Raw genomic sequence first — 14,765 nt, 5'->3', positions numbered from 1 at the left:
GTGTGGTTCTTGTTAGTTTCCTTCAGAGGCAGATCCGCGAGGCATCCGGCCTCAACTTCCTTCATAGACGATGCGTCCATCCAGAATTGTCATAACACAGCGTGTTTCACGCAGAATTGTCTCGGGCGCGGCCGTTAGGAGATCGTTGGAAAAAACCGCGATGTCCGCGAGCATTCCCGCCTCCAGCCGGCCCTTCACCGCTTCCGCACCTTGGGAGTAGGCGCCATGCTCGGTATAGGCGCGCAAAGCCAGTTCGGGCGTCAGTTTCTCGGACGCGTCCATCACCGTGCCCTTGTGCGTCTTGCGCGTCAGCATGGCATAGAGATCCGGGAAGGGATTGGGCGAACAGACCGGCGAATCGCTGCCGGTGGACGGCTTCATGCCCAGCCGTTCCCAGGTCCCGATTGGATAGGAGCGCAACCCACGCTCCGGCCCAAGAACCAGGACGTAGGCGTCGCCGAAATCGTAGATGAAAACCTGCTGCGGCGCAGGCAGGATACCTGCCTTCAGCATTCGCTGATTGATAGCATCATCGACATAGCCGCAATGCTCTATCCGGTGCCGGTGCTTGTGATCCGGATTGGCAGCGCGCACCCGTTCATAAGCACGCACGAGCTGGTCTATGGCGGCGTCGCCAATGCCATGGCACACCATGGTATAGCCCATTGCAGTGTAGCGATCGACCAGTTCGAACAACTGGGTATCGGGGAGCATTCGAATACCGAAATTGTCAGGTTGCCCGATATAGTGTTGGCGCATCCAGGCTGTTCGCCCGCCAGCGGAGCCATCCGTGAATATTTTCACGCCGCCTATGCGGAACATGTCGCTTCCGCTGCCGGTGACGAGGCCCATGGCATGGCAGGGGTCCACGATGGACGATCCGGGGTCGCCGAGCAGCGTCGCCCAAACCCGGACCGGCAGTCGGCCGCTGCCTTCGGCTTGCCGATAAGCCTCGATCTCGGTCATCCCATCGACCTGGCCGACAGCTGCATCCATGCAGGAGGTAATACCGAACTCCAGGAGGTGACGGCCACCCGCCTCTATTGCATCGATAATCTCGGCAAGTGACGGCGTTGGCTGGACATCATAAACGAGGTTCTGGGCGTTTTCCGCCAGCATTCCGGTAAGCTCGCCACCCTCGCGGCCAATGAGGCCGCCATCTGGATCGGGCGTGCTAAAATCGATGCCCGCCAGCGCCAGCGCCAAAGAATTGACGATCGTGACGTGGCCGCAGGCGCGCGTGACCGAGACCGGGTGATCGGGCAACGCCGCGTCCAATTCCCTTGCGGTGGGCATCTGGCCGTCCGCATATCGGGTCTGGTCAAATCCGCGCGCGGTTACCCATTCGCCCTTGGGCGTTTCGGCGGCACGCGCCTGAAGCGCGGTAAGCAGTGCGTCACGGGTCGGCGCTGCATCGGGCGTCGCATCTACCTTGCCACGGAGGAGTCCCGTCGAGATCAGATGCAGATGCGCGTCGTTCAAACCTGGCATGGCAAAGCGCCCAGCCAAGTCTACAATTTTCGTATCCGGGCCAATCGACGCCATGATCTCTGTGTTCGAGCCGCTGGCCAGCACCTTGTTGCCAACAACCGAAATCGCCTCTGCGACCGGATTACCGTAACCGGTCCAAATTTTGCCGCTATGCAGAACGAGATCGGCCCTATTTACGGAATTCATGTTGCTTTCTGCCCCCAGGCGCACGCAACGCGTCGCCAGCTTTGGTTGACGAGATGTTCCGATCCGTCACGTCATCCTTTGCCGCACAATGATGCCCAGTAAGCTGGGTAGTGTCGCATGTGTCAACGGCATGCGCGAGTTCGGCCCGATCGATGGCGGATTTTGAAATGGTCCCCTCCCGGACGCCAGCTTCAATGCCAGCTTGTTCATCTCACGTTGCGGTCTCTGCCGGTCCGTGGCCAATTCGGTTTTCGCAATAACCGATGCAAAATTTGCATAACAGCGTAATTATTTGAAATACAGATTGGTTGCGGCTGACAATCGGCGGTTAAGGGGAACTAAGTGGAAATTAAATGGCTGGAAGATTTCGTAACGCTCGCCGAAACATCGAGCTTTTGGCGCGCTGCTGAAATACGCAATGTCACTCAACCGGCCTTCAGCCGACGCATTAAGCAGCTTGAGACGTGGGTCGGAGCGCCGCTCATCAGCCGCGCGACCATACCGGCAGAATTGACACCTGCTGGACGCAACTTTCTTCCGATGGCGCAGGATGCGATCAGGATGTTCTATTCGGTTCGCGAGTCGTTGCGTCCGCCCGCCGAACAGGGACTGGTCCGCTTTGCCGCCCTTCACACATTGACCATCACTTTTTTCCCCGACTGGTTAAAGGAACTGCAGCGCAACACCCGAAAGTTTGGCACGTCCTTCATCGCGGACAGGGGCGGTATCGAAGCGAACCTGGCTGCGCTGATTGATAATGAAACCGATTTTTTTCTTACCTACGCACATCGTGAAGTTCCGTTTCACCTCGACCGCGACAAGTTCGCCTTTTTGACCATCGGTGCTGACCGTCTGATCCCCGTCGCTGCGCCAGAATTACAGTCGGGGCTGCCCGCGTCAGGTATTTTGGACAAACCGGACACGGCGACCCTGCCTCTGCCGTATCTAGGCTACGGTCATAGTTCTTTCTTCGGCGTGGCGCTTGGACGGCTTTTCTCGAAACACTCACCCTGTCGGCGTCAAACGGTGCACGAGAGTACGATCAGTGCAGGTCTCAGGGAACTGACGCTGGCAGGCGCCGGCATCTGCTGGCTGCCGGAAAGTCTCGTCGAGAAAGACATTTCGAGTGGCGGCCTCGTCGCTTGTTCAACCAACTCCACCTGGATGCTCGATCTTGAAATACGGCTGTACCGCAGTTCGGACAACACGCGCAGCCCTACGGTGGAAGCGATCTGGCAAGCCTCCAAGGCGCTGGCCGGGAAAAGCTGGGCTAGAGACTCAACTCTTCATGAAACGGTAGGCGCGCAGCACCTCGAAAAAGTTATCTGACGAAAAGGCGACGGCGCGCGGCCCATCCCGGCGCACGCCGGGATACCAGGAGGCGCGGTAAGCATCGACGGGATTGCTGAATTCGATGGTGATTTCCACGCTTTCAGGAATCACGGGCGGAGCCATTTGCATCGTGTCGCCAAGCGCCTTTTCGACACCCTCTCGTATGGCAATGCGTACTGCCGCCGGCGCAAGGGAGATGGTAGATGCGCCGACGCCTTTGAGCGTCTCGACAGTAACGATACCCGGGACGAGGGCTCTGGCATCAGCGCAAATGCCCTCGTCACCAGCGAGAAACACCGACCGCAGGCCATAACGCGCGGCACATAGCGCATTCAAGGTGAATTCGGAGGCTGTTTCTCCATTCAGGATCAGCCTTGATATGCGCAATGTCGAAGTGTGTGCGAGCGGGTTGTCCTCGACGCCGGCCTTGGAATGATAGCCGGTATAGAGCGCAGCATCGAAGCTTTCGTCGGCCCCGAACATCATTGCGTCCGGATGTCCCGACCAGCCCCTTATGATGCGCGCGCATGACGGCATGCGTTCGAGAATGAGGTTGCGCCCGCTATCATGCGCATCCTTGATCACGATTTCGGTAGCGCCTGCCGCCTGCGCGCCCTCGCAGGCCGCAAGGACTTCGGCGGTCATAAGTTCGCGAAATTCCGTGTGATCGGCATGCGTTCTTTCTGTTTCATCCCAGGATTGAATGCCCGCGGTGCCTTCGATATCGGCGGAAATGAAAATCTTCATGCTCAAAGGGTCCTCTCTAACCAGTCGGCTAAAGCCGGAATTTCGCGACCCCCTCGCCCGATCACGCTTTGCGCGGCGCACAGAGCATTAAGAACGGCCTCGCTCGTTGCTTCCACAACCGCCTCGAAAACGAGGTCGATGTGTCGATCGTCCATACGTGAGATCGAGCTGAACGGCGAAGAAGAGGCATGCGGCAAGGGATCGGCGGTCGTGAAGGCGATGGCAATATCGCCGCTGCCGTGCCCCCAAAACGAACCGAGACGGGCAATGCCGGCGCCGGCACGGCGCGCGACGCGGTTCAGTTGCCGGTCGTCGAGCGGCAGGTCCGTGCCGAGAATGATGATGATCGATCCGCTTTCCGGCTGCGACGGCCCTTTGGGATCGGCTCTGCGGCCATTCGGGAGAATGAGGTCACCGGTTCTGCCGAAATTGGAGAGGACCAGGGCGCCGAGTGTAAAGGGGCGAGAGCCGATCTCGACCAACCGGGATGCGCTGCCAATGCCGGCTTTGAAGCCAAAGGACGTCATGCCGGCGCCGGCGCCGATGCTGCCTTGCTCGACCGGACCGGCGCTGGCTGCGTCCAACGCCGCCTCGGCATCTTGCCGGGTGACGGCCATTGCCTGGATATCGTTGATGCCGCCGTCATTGCATTCGCACACAACGGGATTGACTGTGCCGGTTTCTCGCCCGATTCCGGGGTTGGCGGCAATTGCGCGCCTGATAAGCGCCTCAACACACGGCGCTACCGAGAATGTATTGGTCAAAAGGATCGGGGTTTCAACAGTGCCCAGTTCGGCCAATTGCATCAGCCCGGCAGATTTACCGAAACCGTTGATGATCTCGACCGCCGCTCTGACTTTAGATCGGAACAGGTCTCCGCCATGCGGCAGCACGGCCGTGACGCCCGTCGCCAGTCCGTCCCCGACAATCGTCTTGTGGCCGATCAGGACACCCGGCACATCGGTGATTGCGTTGTTCGGGCCAGGCGTCAGCCGCCCCACATCGATGCCCAGATGTCGTGCCGTGACCATTTTCATATCCCGCCCGTCAATCAAGGACTGCTCATTCAAGCACGGGCCGCTCATCGGGCCTCGTCCCAGTTCATCTACGCAAGAACTGCCTGAAGGTAAATTTCCTTCAGGCAACGTGTCATTGGACCAGGCTGGCCGTTTCCGACCTGTGGCCGGCACTGCGGATGACGGGTGTGACCGCACTGGAGGTGACGTCGCTTCTCCATAGATATGTTGGAATTGCCCAAAGCGTGCCTTCCGATCGTCAACGAGGCGCCTGGCTAAAAGCCGCGCCTAGGTGGAACCGGAGTGCAGTTGTGTGATCTGCCACATACGTTGGAAGGCTCAGGCCAGCAGGTACCAGAAATCGAGATCGACGCTCTCGGGGTCGAAGAGAGTGAGCAGTTTTTGGCAGTCCGGATTGTCCAGGTATCCCAGACAGGTGCGGCGTGTCTCAGCAAGAGATCGACCGAAAACGACTTCACAATAGGTTTCGTCATTGATGAGACCGACAAAGTGTTCGCGCGTATTGTCCGATCCTCGAAGGTAGGTTGCCTCGATGTGGTCGGATGCGTCTTTAACTGTTTGCGCGGTCGTTGCGCGACCCGCTGGTATGCGAAATGTCCCAAACTCCACACACGAAAAGCCATCCGGGAGTGAAAGCGGATCCTTGAGGATGGTGCTCTTGCAAAGCCGGATGCTCTCTCGATCCAGCAAGTCGACGAATTTGCGGGCGCTTTCCGCTTCGGCATAGCGACTTGTCATCTCTGCGAAGGCAGCGTCGTCTCGTGCCAGGATCAGATCTGCAAAGCCGCCGCGCAAATTCCCAAAAAAGGCATGGAAAGCAATGCCATCCTGTTGCGCCAAAAACTCTTCCTGCCACCTGAGCGCCGCAGCGACGACGTCCACGGGAGCAGCGTCATGACGTTTCTCATATCGGGCGAACCCCAAGACGCGGATTGGTCCCCTGTCGTTCTTAAGCACGTACTTTCCTCCTATGCCTACGCTATTGTGAGCGGTTGCCCCGAGGTCTAATAGGCAAAGGCATGGACAGGTTCTGTCAGGGGTCGATATGCGCGCTGCGCGTCTTTTTGCATTGCTTGACCAGTTGCGCTTCAACCGCAAGCCGGTTTCGGCCAAGGCGCTCGGTGGCCTGCTCGGTGTTACAGAGCGGACGATCTATCGCGACATGGCTTCCCTTCAAGCGATGGGGGCGCCGATACGGGGAGAGGGCGGCATCGGGTACCAGTTGGAAAGGGGTTATTTTCTACCGCCATTGCATTTTGACGAAGATGAGCTCGACGCGGTCGCTATTGGCATTCAACTTGTGAGCGCGCGCGGCGATGATGCCCTCAAACGTGCTGCAGAGCGCGTTGCAGCGAAACTTGAAGCGGTCTTGCCGGTTGCAGACCGAGGCAGCGTCCGGCAGTCGGGGGTCATAGCCTATTCGGCGCCCTCCAAGGCGCAGCTTTTCCTCGGACCGATACGCAATGCGATCAAACGACGCCTGATGCTCAACATCACGTATACCGACCTGAATGAACACACCACCACACGATATGTTCGACCACTGGGCATGACTGGGTTCGATTCAATCTGGCTCTTGACGGCTTGGTGCGAGGCCAGAGGTGCATTTAGAAATTTTCGTGCCGACCGGTTGATCGAGGTCAAGACGACCAAGGAACGCTTCGCTCCAGAAACTGGCAAGGAGTTTAAGGATTATCTGGCGACATTGTAGGTGCCAAGGCTAAAAATAGCCTTGTCGAAATCATCGCCGATGGTTCGTTCGCCGACGAAGCCGGCGACTTCCCGATCGGTATGGGTGTGGCAAGAACCATCACGCTCTATCTCGACGATGCGCTTGCCGGATGGCGTCCCCTGCGCCCGCACCGAGCCGGGCGACTGCCAAGAAGTGATGACCGGATCTTCCGGCTGTCGCAGACCGACGCCGCGAGATGAACGACAAAACCCCTGGAAAAGAGCGGTCCTCACCTTCATGAAAAAGCCCGCCGATGCGTGCGCATGGCGGGCTTTTTTGTTTGTGTGCCGCAAAACGCGGCGGGCAAAAGCCTAGTTGCGGTTCTTTAGAGCCGCGCCAAGGATGTCGCCGAGCGACGCGCCGGAATCGGTCGAGCCATACTGCGCGACCGCCTGCTTCTCTTCAGCGATTTCCAACGCCTTGATGGAGACCTGCAACTTGCGGGTCTTCTTGTCGAAGGCGATGACGCGGGCGTCGAACTTCTGGCCATTCGAGAAACGCTCAGGGCGCTGCTCGTCACGGTCACGCGACAGGTCGGAACGCTTGATGAAGGTTTCGATGTCGTGATCAACGAGCTTCACTTCCAACCCGCCATCCTTGACGCCGATGACTTCGCAGGTGACGACCGCATTTTTGCGCAGGTCGCCTGAAGTCGGGCCTTCCGGTGCGCCGGCAGAACCACCGGCTCCAGCTCCAGCTCCGGCTCCGGCTCCGGCACCAGCTCCCGTCATCTGCTTCACGCCCAGCGAGATACGCTCTTTCTCGACATCAACGTCGAGTACCTGAGCCTTGACCATATCGCCACGATTGTACTCCTCGATCACCTGTTCGCCTGGACGGGTCCAGTCGAGATCGGAGAGGTGAACCATGCCGTCGACATCGCCTTCAAGGCCAATGAACAGGCCGAACTCAGTCTTGTTCTTGACTTCGCCTTCCACTTCCGAACCCGTCGGGTGGTTGCGGGCAAAGGCTTCCCATGGGTTTTCGAGCGTCTGCTTGAGACCGAGCGAGATGCGCCGCTTGGTCGGGTCGACCTCGAGCACCACCACGTCGACTTCCTGCGTGGTCGAAAGGATCTTGCCGGGATGCGCGTTCTTCTTGGTCCACGACATTTCTGAAACGTGGATAAGACCTTCAATCCCTGGCTCCAGCTCAACAAATGCGCCGTAGTCAGTGATGTTGGTGACGGTACCGGTGATCTTTTTGCCAAGTGGGTACTTGGCGCCGATGCCTTCCCACGGATCGCTCTCGAGCTGCTTCATGCCGAGCGAGATACGGTGGGTTTCCTGGTTGATGCGGATGATCTGCACCTTGACCGTCTGGCCGATATTGAGGATCTCGGTCGGATGGTTGACGCGGCGCCATGCCATGTCGGTGACGTGCAGCAGCCCGTCAATGCCGCCGAGGTCAACGAACGCACCATAATCGGTAATGTTCTTGACGACGCCGTCAACGACCTGACCTTCTTCAAGGTTCTGGACGATTTCCGAACGCTGTTCTGCACGGCTCTCTTCAAGCACGGTACGACGCGACACAACGATGTTGCCACGACGACGATCCATCTTCAGGATCTCGAAGGGCTGCGGGTTGTGCATCAGGGGCGTGACATCGCGGATCGGGCGGATATCAACCTGGCTGCGCGGCAGGAACGCCACAGCACCGTCGAGGTCGACTGTGAAGCCACCCTTGACCTGGTTGAAGATGACGCCTTCAACGCGCTCGCCCTTGGCAAATTTCTCTTCGAGCTTGACCCAGCTCTCTTCGCGGCGGGCCTTCTCGCGGCTCAGCATGGCTTCGCCCAGCGCGTTTTCGATGCGCTCGACATAGACCTCGACGTAATCGCCGACTTTCAGTTCGTTGTCCTTGGCGCGAACACCGAATTCCTTCAGCGGCACGCGGCCTTCAACCTTGAGGCCAACATCGATAATGGCCATGTCTTTTTCGATGGCCGTGATCAGGCCACGGACAACCTGGCCTTCGCCGGAATGACCGTCGGAAAACGATTCATCGAGCAGCGAGGCAAAATCATCGCGGGTGGGATTAGCTTGTGACATTGTTTCTCCTGAGAGCCCGGCAAAAAAGCCAGGCCTGCGCCGTGGGTTAGCGTTGCGTTTGCCTGGCCAGTATCCCGGTCAATGAAGACCTTGGTGCCGCGTCAGCGGCTGTTCCGGCGCAAATGAATGCTGGCAGGCGGTTGTCGTCCCATCCTGATGCTTGCAATGGCAAAGCGTGCCGGTAAGACGGCAATCAAAGCGTCATGCGATGCTTCAGGCTGTGTTTCGCGGCTGCAAGACGCCATCAATGATGGATTTGGCTGCCAGAAACGCGGTCTCTATAGCCATTTCTGACGTATCGAGCAAGTGGGCGTCGGGCGCGGGGCGCAGCGGAGAATCCTCGCGGCCCATGTCGCGCGCGTCGCGGCCTTCAATGTCGGCGAGGATCGTCTCGAACTCCGCCTGCCCACCCATCGCCTCGATCTCGGCCAGCCGACGGCGGGCTCGCACATCGGCGCGTGCGGTGACGTAGAGTTTTATGCGCGCCTCGGGGCACACCACCGTACCGATGTCGCGCCCATCCAGAACGGCGCCCGGTGGGGTGCTGGCGAAGGCGCGTTGCTTTTCCACAAGGATGCGCCGAACGGTCGGGATAACCGCCACTTTGGATGCTGCTTCTCCCACCGCATGGGCCGAAAGCACCGTGCGGTCCAGTTCACCAAGATTGACCTGCCGAGCAGCAGTCTCGGCAGCGGCGACATTGTCCAGCGGCAGGCCATATTGCAACAGCGCATGCGCTACCGCGCGATAGGTCAGGCCGGTATCGAGAAGGTTCAGCCGGTAATGATCGGCGAGCCGTCTTGCTAGCGTGCCCTTGCCGGCGCCGGCCGGACCATCGATGGCGATGGTAAGCGTTTTTCCCGTCATGCGACCTCAGCGCCAAGTCCCGACATGAGGCCCATGAACTCTGGGAAGCTGGTGACAATCATCGCCGCATCGTCGATGGTCACCGGTTTGTCAGTAGCCATGCCCAGCACCAGAAACGCCATGGCGATGCGATGATCGAGATGGGTTTTAACGGTACCGCCACCAAGCCCCTTGCCATCCGGGTGGCCGCGTACGGTGAGCGACATCTCGCCCTCCGTGCAGTCGATGCCGTTGGCTTCTAGTCCGCGCGCGACTGCCGCAAGGCGGTCGCTTTCCTTGACCCGCAATTCGTCGAGCCCGTCCATCACCGTCTCTCCCCGAGCAAAAGCGGCAGCCACTGCCAGCACCGGATACTCGTCGATCATCGATGGCGCGCGTTCAGGCGGCACCGTGACACCCTTGAGCTCCGAGCTGCGCACGCGCAGATCTGCGACCTCCTCGCCGCCTTCATTGCGTAAATTGAGGATCTCGATCTTGCCGCCCATTTCCTGGAGCGTAAGCAGAAGGCCTGTGCGGGTCGGGTTCATCAGCACGTTTTCAATGGTGATGTCGGAGCCTGGGACAATCAGCGCGGCCACCAGCGGAAAGCTGGCGGACGATGGGTCGCCCGGAATAGCGATGGTCTGGCCGGTGAGCTTGCCTTGTCCTTCGATGCGGATATGGCGCACGCCCTGCCTGTTGGTTTCGACTTCGAGATTGGCGCCAAAGCCCTTGAGCATCTTTTCGGTGTGGTCACGCGTCATCACCGGTTCGATCACCGTGGTGACCCCCGGCGTGTTCAGCCCGGCAAGCAGAACGGCGGACTTGACCTGGGCGGACGCCATGGGGACGCGATATTCAATCGGTGCTGCCACCTTCGGGCCATGCAGTCTGATGGGCATGCGATCGCCGGGTGAAGCCTCCAGCACCTGTACACCCATCTCGCGCAGCGGATTGAGAACACGGCCCATCGGCCTGCCTGACAGCGAAGCGTCACCGATAAAGGTTGTCTCCATGTCATAGGTGCCTACAAGACCCATGGTCAGCCGAGAGCCGGTGCCGGCATTGCCGAAATCGAGTGGCGCCTGCGGCTCAAGCAAGGCGCCGTTCCCGGTGCCGCGGATCACCCATTCGGTTCCGGTCTTTTGTATATGCGCACCCATCGCCTTCATCGCCTCGCCGGTGCGCATGACATCTTCGCCCTCAAGCAGGCCGGTAATGCGTGTCTCGCCCGATGCCAGCCCACCAAACATAAAAGAGCGGTGAGAGATCGACTTGTCGCCGGGAACTCGCACCGTGCCGGACAAAGCGCGCGAGCGGCGGGCCGTCGCGGGCCGGGGTGCATGACTGTGCGACATCGAAGTTCCTTGCGTTGCGTGAACTGTAAAGCTGTTGCCGGGCAGTCTCCTAGCATGAGCGCTTGGTGCGGTCATCCCTCGAATAATGGCTCGAACCCGCGGTTTTCGGGCTCATTTGAATGTGCGTCCATTAGGCTTTGACAGGGCCGCAAAGCTTGGTTAAGGGGACCAACCTTTTTATGACGAGGCTGGACCGTGGCTAAACCCGAACTTGGCACCAAACGCATTGACCCGGAAACGGGCCAGAAATTCTATGATCTGAACAAGAATCCGATCGTTTCGCCCTACACGGGTAAGTCATATCCGCGCTCTTATTTTGAATCAGTGACGGATAGCATGGCCGAGCCCGAGGAAGAGGTTGAAGAGAAGGAAGCCGACTCCGAAGATGACGCCGTGGAAGTGGTGTCGCTCGAAGAGGCCGATGAAGAGACCAAGGCCGACGGTGCCGACACCGCTGATGGCGACGACGATGACGATGTTGATCTCGGTGATGACGATGACGACGACACCTTCCTTGCTGATGACGATGAGGAAGATGATGACGACGTCGCCGACATTATCGGCGTGGGCGACGACGACGACGACACCTGATCCTACAGGCACCTGCGCGGCCCGAAAAAGGAGCGCGCGCAGGGCTTGATCTTGACGATGGGCGGGGTTAGAAGCCGCGTTCGACTGCGCAGATGCCAGACCTGCGCAAAAGACCGCCGCAACGGCGCCGGCCACAAACCGGAAAAATGGGGCCATAGCTCAGCTGGGAGAGCGCCTGCATGGCATGCAGGAGGTCAGCGGTTCGATCCCGCTTGGCTCCACCAAACAACCCTTCCAAGTGTCTGAAATTATTGAGCGTCTCGGTTTGCAGGGGGTCTTTCCCCACGACGTTCCCCTCTTATCTCTCGCGCAGCCCTGCTATTTTGTCATCCAAGTGGATGAACTATATTTCAATGGGAGCCGGCATTTCTGGCCATTGCCGTTGCTTGTGGTGGTTACGGGCTCGATTGAATGCGAACAGAGTGACGTTCTCTACATCGACATGGAGAACGGCCATCGCGTTGACCACCCGCGTGACATGCGCAGCGGGCCTACATGCTAGGAAACAGGTAGTAGCGACCGGTCATACTGGCTCGATGCACTCGCGATAACGTACTCAAGAGACCATGTGACGCCTCACCGCAACTGGCCGCCACATCGCTCACCATTTTCGGGGCAGTCACTGGAACATAGGTCAGCAAACGGTTGCTGAAAAATTTGCACTGATTGCCCTTATCGGGGTGATGGCGATTGCTGCAATCCTGGCGACCGGTTCATGAAGCATTTGGCGTTCGGGTCAAGGTGATGTTCACCGCAATGCGATGATTAGCTTGCAGCAAACATATATTCGCTGCTTACTGTTCTCGGGTTTTTGACGAATGGCTTGGTGATGAAGTTGAAGATTTGGGCGGCGTTGTCTGCCGTCTCCATGGCGACAGCTTTCGGAGCTGGGACACAAACCGCCTTTGCGGATGACATCTCCGCTTCGGGGACGGGTTTACACCTTTGCTGACGCGCATCAGGGCGACTATTTCTGCCGTGTCATCGAAGACTGCGTCGGCGGCTCCAGCCTTGAGGCGCATGATGCCTCTCTGCGCGCGATGCAGTATCTCCAAACCGGCGCCGTGCGCAAAATGGACGAAGTACTCCAGGCGATGGACTCCCAGCACTGAAAGGTTCAGGTCCCGATGGTGTGGAGCCGATTGACGATGCTGGTAAAGTCCACTGCACAACAAGGTTTCGTACCTGCGGGTCCGGCGAAACGCTGCAAGCAGTTCTGGCTGGGCAGTCCGCGAACCCGTGCCGCGGTTCTGGCCTTGTTTGCCTCGGCAATGCTGAGCTTCATCGACAATTTCGTCGGGAGCGTCGCGGAAGAAGCTGCAATCTGGCAGTTCCAGGTACTCCGGACGCTGATTGCAATTCCATTGCTGGTGGTGATCGGGAGTATTCCGGCCAAAGCCTGCGGCCCGTTAATTTTCACAAAACCGCGCTGCGCGGCCGGCGTTATGCTTGTGCGGCATGCTGGTTCATTCAAGCTAGTGGGGATTTCAGCCCCATAAGCAAAAATCGTTGAGATCTTGTTCGCGCACCAACGCTCATCGCTGTTCATCAGGCGGGCTAAGACGTCCTTGACTGGCTGAGATAAGCCAGTCAAGAAACACCCGCACCGCCGTATTGGTGTTTCTGTCATTAGCGACGCCGGCGCAGTACCATGTGCACAACATTGTTTCGGGCATAAGCCTTATCAGGTTGCCCTGGGTGATTTCGTTCTTGCAGAGGATGTCATCGGCAAGAAACATTCCTTCTCCATCCGTCGCTGCATCGATCGCCAGCGACAAATCCGAATAGACATATCCGGACCGCCATGCCGTGCTGCCGGGCATATGTTCATTGAACCAGCGCCGCCACATCATCCTGGAGTTGTCATGGATCAGCGGCACTGTGTTCAGATCGAAAGGTGTCGAATCCCTGGTAACTTTCTCCCGGAACGCGGGCGAACAGGCCGGGTAGCCATAGACCGGGAACAATCGATCGGAGATGTGAACGAATTCCTTCAGCCGCTCCTCGAAATGAATGATGACATCCACACCAGTACCCTGCGGCGATTTCTGATCCCATCCCGAGAACAGGTGAACTTCGATCTCCGGATGCAGTTCGCGAAAATCGACCAGACGGGGCCGCAGCCAGCGTGATGCAAAGGCCGGTTCTGCACTGACATTCAGCGACAGCGTTCTTCGAGCACGCTGTATATAGGCGCAAGCCTCCGCAAGGATTTCGAATGCGTCATTGATGCGTGGACGTAAAGCCGCGCCTTCGTGGGAAAGACCAACCCGGTTGCCATGCCGCTCGAACAGCTTGACCTGGAGCCAGTCCTCAATCGTGCGGATCTGCTGACTGATAGCGCTATGCGTCACGCCCAGTTCCCGACCGGCTTCTGCAAAGTTCTCGGTGCGCGAAGCCGCCTCGAAAGCGCGCAATGCAGACAGTGGAGGAAGCTTGTATCTCATCATTGTAGCGTAAGCTGACCTAATGCTCAGGTAAAGGACTTTGCACTCACGCTGAGAGTTTGAGGCGGCTAGGCTTTATCACGACATCTGGATTGCAGAAACGCGCAGCAATCACCACGGGGAAGTTCATGTCCGAGGATACGCCAGCACTCGTCGTCGAAGACCTGCACAAGAGCTTCGGCCCCATCGAAGTGCTCAAGGGCGTCGATCTTCACGCCAACGAAGGCGACGTGATTTCCATGATCGGCTCCTCCGGATCGGGCAAGAGCACCTTCCTTCGCTGCATCAACCTGCTTGAGATGCCCAATTCTGGCACCGTGACCGTGCATGGCGAAGTCATCAACATGATCCCGGACGGCACCGGGGCGTCAAGACCTGCGGACCGACGCCAGGTCGAGCGTATCCGTTCACGGCTGGCCATGGTGTTTCAGGGCTTCAATCTTTGGGCCCATATGACCGTGCTGGAAAATGTCACCGCCGGTCCAGTCCATGTTCTCGGCAAGTCGAAAGCGGAGGCCATCGAGAAGGCCGACGCCATGCTGCACCGCGTAGGCATGTATGAGCGTCGCAATTATTACCCTGCCCATATCTCCGGCGGCCAGCAGCAACGGACCGCCATTGCCCGGGCCTTGGCCATGGAGCCGGAAGTCATGCTGTTTGACGAGCCGACATCCGCGCTCGACCCGGAGCTTGTCGGCGAAGTTCTCAAGGTAATGCGGTCGCTCGCCGATGAGGGCCGCACAATGGTTGTCGTCACCCATGAAATGGCGTTTGCCCGCGATGTCTCGTCCCGGGTCATCTTTTTGCACAAGGGACTGATCGAAGAGGCCGGCGCGCCTCAAACCATGTTCGAAAATCCTCAATCAGAACGGTTCCAGCAATTTCTGTCGACCACACGAAATTAGCGGTGCCAGTCCGAAATGATCGGATGGGCAAAGAAATAC

The 14,765-nt window shown here is 58.6% G+C and carries 15 protein-coding genes and 1 tRNA gene; 7 read left to right on the top strand and 9 right to left on the bottom strand.

Features of this window, described 5'->3' with window-relative positions:
* Window positions 1-51 precede the first annotated feature (51 nt).
* Complete coding sequence (locus GA830_RS06105) at window positions 52-1,677, bottom strand: amidohydrolase (RefSeq protein WP_195164181.1); 1,626 nt, start codon at window positions 1,675-1,677, stop codon at window positions 52-54.
* 342 nt (window positions 1,678-2,019) lie between these two features.
* Here GA830_RS06105 and GA830_RS06100 point away from each other — a divergent pair, with 342 nt between their 5' ends.
* Window positions 2,020-3,006 (top strand): LysR family transcriptional regulator, encoded by a 987-nt coding sequence (locus tag GA830_RS06100; protein WP_195164180.1) that lies wholly within the window; start codon window positions 2,020-2,022, stop codon window positions 3,004-3,006.
* Here GA830_RS06100 and GA830_RS06095 read toward each other — a convergent pair.
* From GA830_RS06095 to GA830_RS06085, 3 genes are all read right to left on the bottom strand, one after another.
* Entirely contained in the window at window positions 2,956-3,756 is an 801-nt protein-coding gene (locus GA830_RS06095; protein ID WP_195164179.1) for a M55 family metallopeptidase, read from the bottom strand. The two genes, GA830_RS06100 and GA830_RS06095, sit on opposite strands and share 51 nt — an antisense overlap.
* A gap of 2 nt (window positions 3,757-3,758) precedes the next feature.
* Window positions 3,759-4,787, bottom strand: a complete 1,029-nt coding sequence (locus tag GA830_RS06090; protein WP_195164178.1) for a DmpA family aminopeptidase — start codon at window positions 4,785-4,787, stop codon at window positions 3,759-3,761.
* A gap of 324 nt (window positions 4,788-5,111) precedes the next feature.
* Window positions 5,112-5,750, bottom strand: a complete 639-nt coding sequence (locus GA830_RS06085) for a hypothetical protein (RefSeq protein ID WP_258045574.1) — start codon at window positions 5,748-5,750, stop codon at window positions 5,112-5,114.
* A gap of 88 nt (window positions 5,751-5,838) precedes the next feature.
* Here GA830_RS06085 and GA830_RS06080 point away from each other — a divergent pair, with 88 nt between their 5' ends.
* On the top strand, window positions 5,839-6,504 hold the full coding sequence (locus GA830_RS06080) for a helix-turn-helix transcriptional regulator (protein ID WP_195164177.1): 666 nt from the start codon (window positions 5,839-5,841) through the stop codon (window positions 6,502-6,504).
* Here the strand turns inward: GA830_RS06080 and GA830_RS06075 are convergent.
* From GA830_RS06075 to aroA, 4 genes are all read right to left on the bottom strand, one after another.
* Complete coding sequence (locus GA830_RS06075; protein ID WP_195164176.1) at window positions 6,486-6,764, bottom strand: hypothetical protein; 279 nt, start codon at window positions 6,762-6,764, stop codon at window positions 6,486-6,488. The two genes, GA830_RS06080 and GA830_RS06075, sit on opposite strands and share 19 nt — an antisense overlap.
* 72 nt (window positions 6,765-6,836) lie before the next feature.
* Window positions 6,837-8,579 (bottom strand): 30S ribosomal protein S1, encoded by a 1,743-nt coding sequence (gene rpsA / locus GA830_RS06070; protein WP_195164175.1) that lies wholly within the window; start codon window positions 8,577-8,579, stop codon window positions 6,837-6,839.
* Between the two features lie 213 nt (window positions 8,580-8,792).
* Window positions 8,793-9,446 carry a (d)CMP kinase gene (cmk, locus tag GA830_RS06065; RefSeq protein WP_195164174.1) on the bottom strand — a complete coding sequence of 218 codons (654 nt, stop codon included), beginning with the start codon at window positions 9,444-9,446 and terminating at the stop codon, window positions 8,793-8,795.
* The gene (gene aroA / locus GA830_RS06060; protein ID WP_195164173.1) at window positions 9,443-10,783 is read right to left on the bottom strand and encodes a 3-phosphoshikimate 1-carboxyvinyltransferase; all 1,341 of its coding nucleotides are present in this window, start codon (window positions 10,781-10,783) and stop codon (window positions 9,443-9,445) included. The genes cmk and aroA overlap by 4 nt, the downstream gene beginning before the upstream one ends.
* A gap of 195 nt (window positions 10,784-10,978) precedes the next feature.
* Between aroA and GA830_RS06055 the strand changes: the two genes are divergently transcribed.
* From GA830_RS06055 to GA830_RS06040, 4 genes are all read left to right on the top strand, one after another.
* Window positions 10,979-11,374 (top strand): TIGR02300 family protein, encoded by a 396-nt coding sequence (locus tag GA830_RS06055; RefSeq protein ID WP_195164172.1) that lies wholly within the window; start codon window positions 10,979-10,981, stop codon window positions 11,372-11,374.
* A gap of 148 nt (window positions 11,375-11,522) precedes the next feature.
* Window positions 11,523-11,598 (top strand) — tRNA-Ala (locus tag GA830_RS06050).
* A gap of 687 nt (window positions 11,599-12,285) precedes the next feature.
* Window positions 12,286-12,486 (top strand): isochorismatase family protein, encoded by a 201-nt coding sequence (locus tag GA830_RS06045; RefSeq protein ID WP_195164171.1) that lies wholly within the window; start codon window positions 12,286-12,288, stop codon window positions 12,484-12,486.
* 30 nt (window positions 12,487-12,516) lie between these two features.
* Window positions 12,517-12,873: a hypothetical protein gene (locus GA830_RS06040; protein WP_195164170.1), complete on the top strand. Its 357-nt coding sequence runs from the start codon at window positions 12,517-12,519 to the stop codon at window positions 12,871-12,873.
* A gap of 36 nt (window positions 12,874-12,909) precedes the next feature.
* Here GA830_RS06040 and GA830_RS06035 read toward each other — a convergent pair whose 3' ends face one another.
* Window positions 12,910-13,791, bottom strand: a complete 882-nt coding sequence (locus GA830_RS06035) for a LysR substrate-binding domain-containing protein (RefSeq protein WP_195164169.1) — start codon at window positions 13,789-13,791, stop codon at window positions 12,910-12,912.
* A 158-nt stretch (window positions 13,792-13,949) separates the two neighbouring features.
* Here GA830_RS06035 and GA830_RS06030 point away from each other — a divergent pair, with 158 nt between their 5' ends.
* Window positions 13,950-14,726: an ABC transporter ATP-binding protein gene (locus GA830_RS06030; protein WP_195164168.1), complete on the top strand. Its 777-nt coding sequence runs from the start codon at window positions 13,950-13,952 to the stop codon at window positions 14,724-14,726.
* Window positions 14,727-14,765 lie beyond the last annotated feature (39 nt).

It is taken from the genome of Mesorhizobium sp. NBSH29 (assembly GCF_015500055.1).
GTDB lineage: Bacteria > Pseudomonadota > Alphaproteobacteria > Rhizobiales > Rhizobiaceae > Neomesorhizobium.
This window is presented reverse-complemented; position numbering and strand designations above follow the sequence as displayed.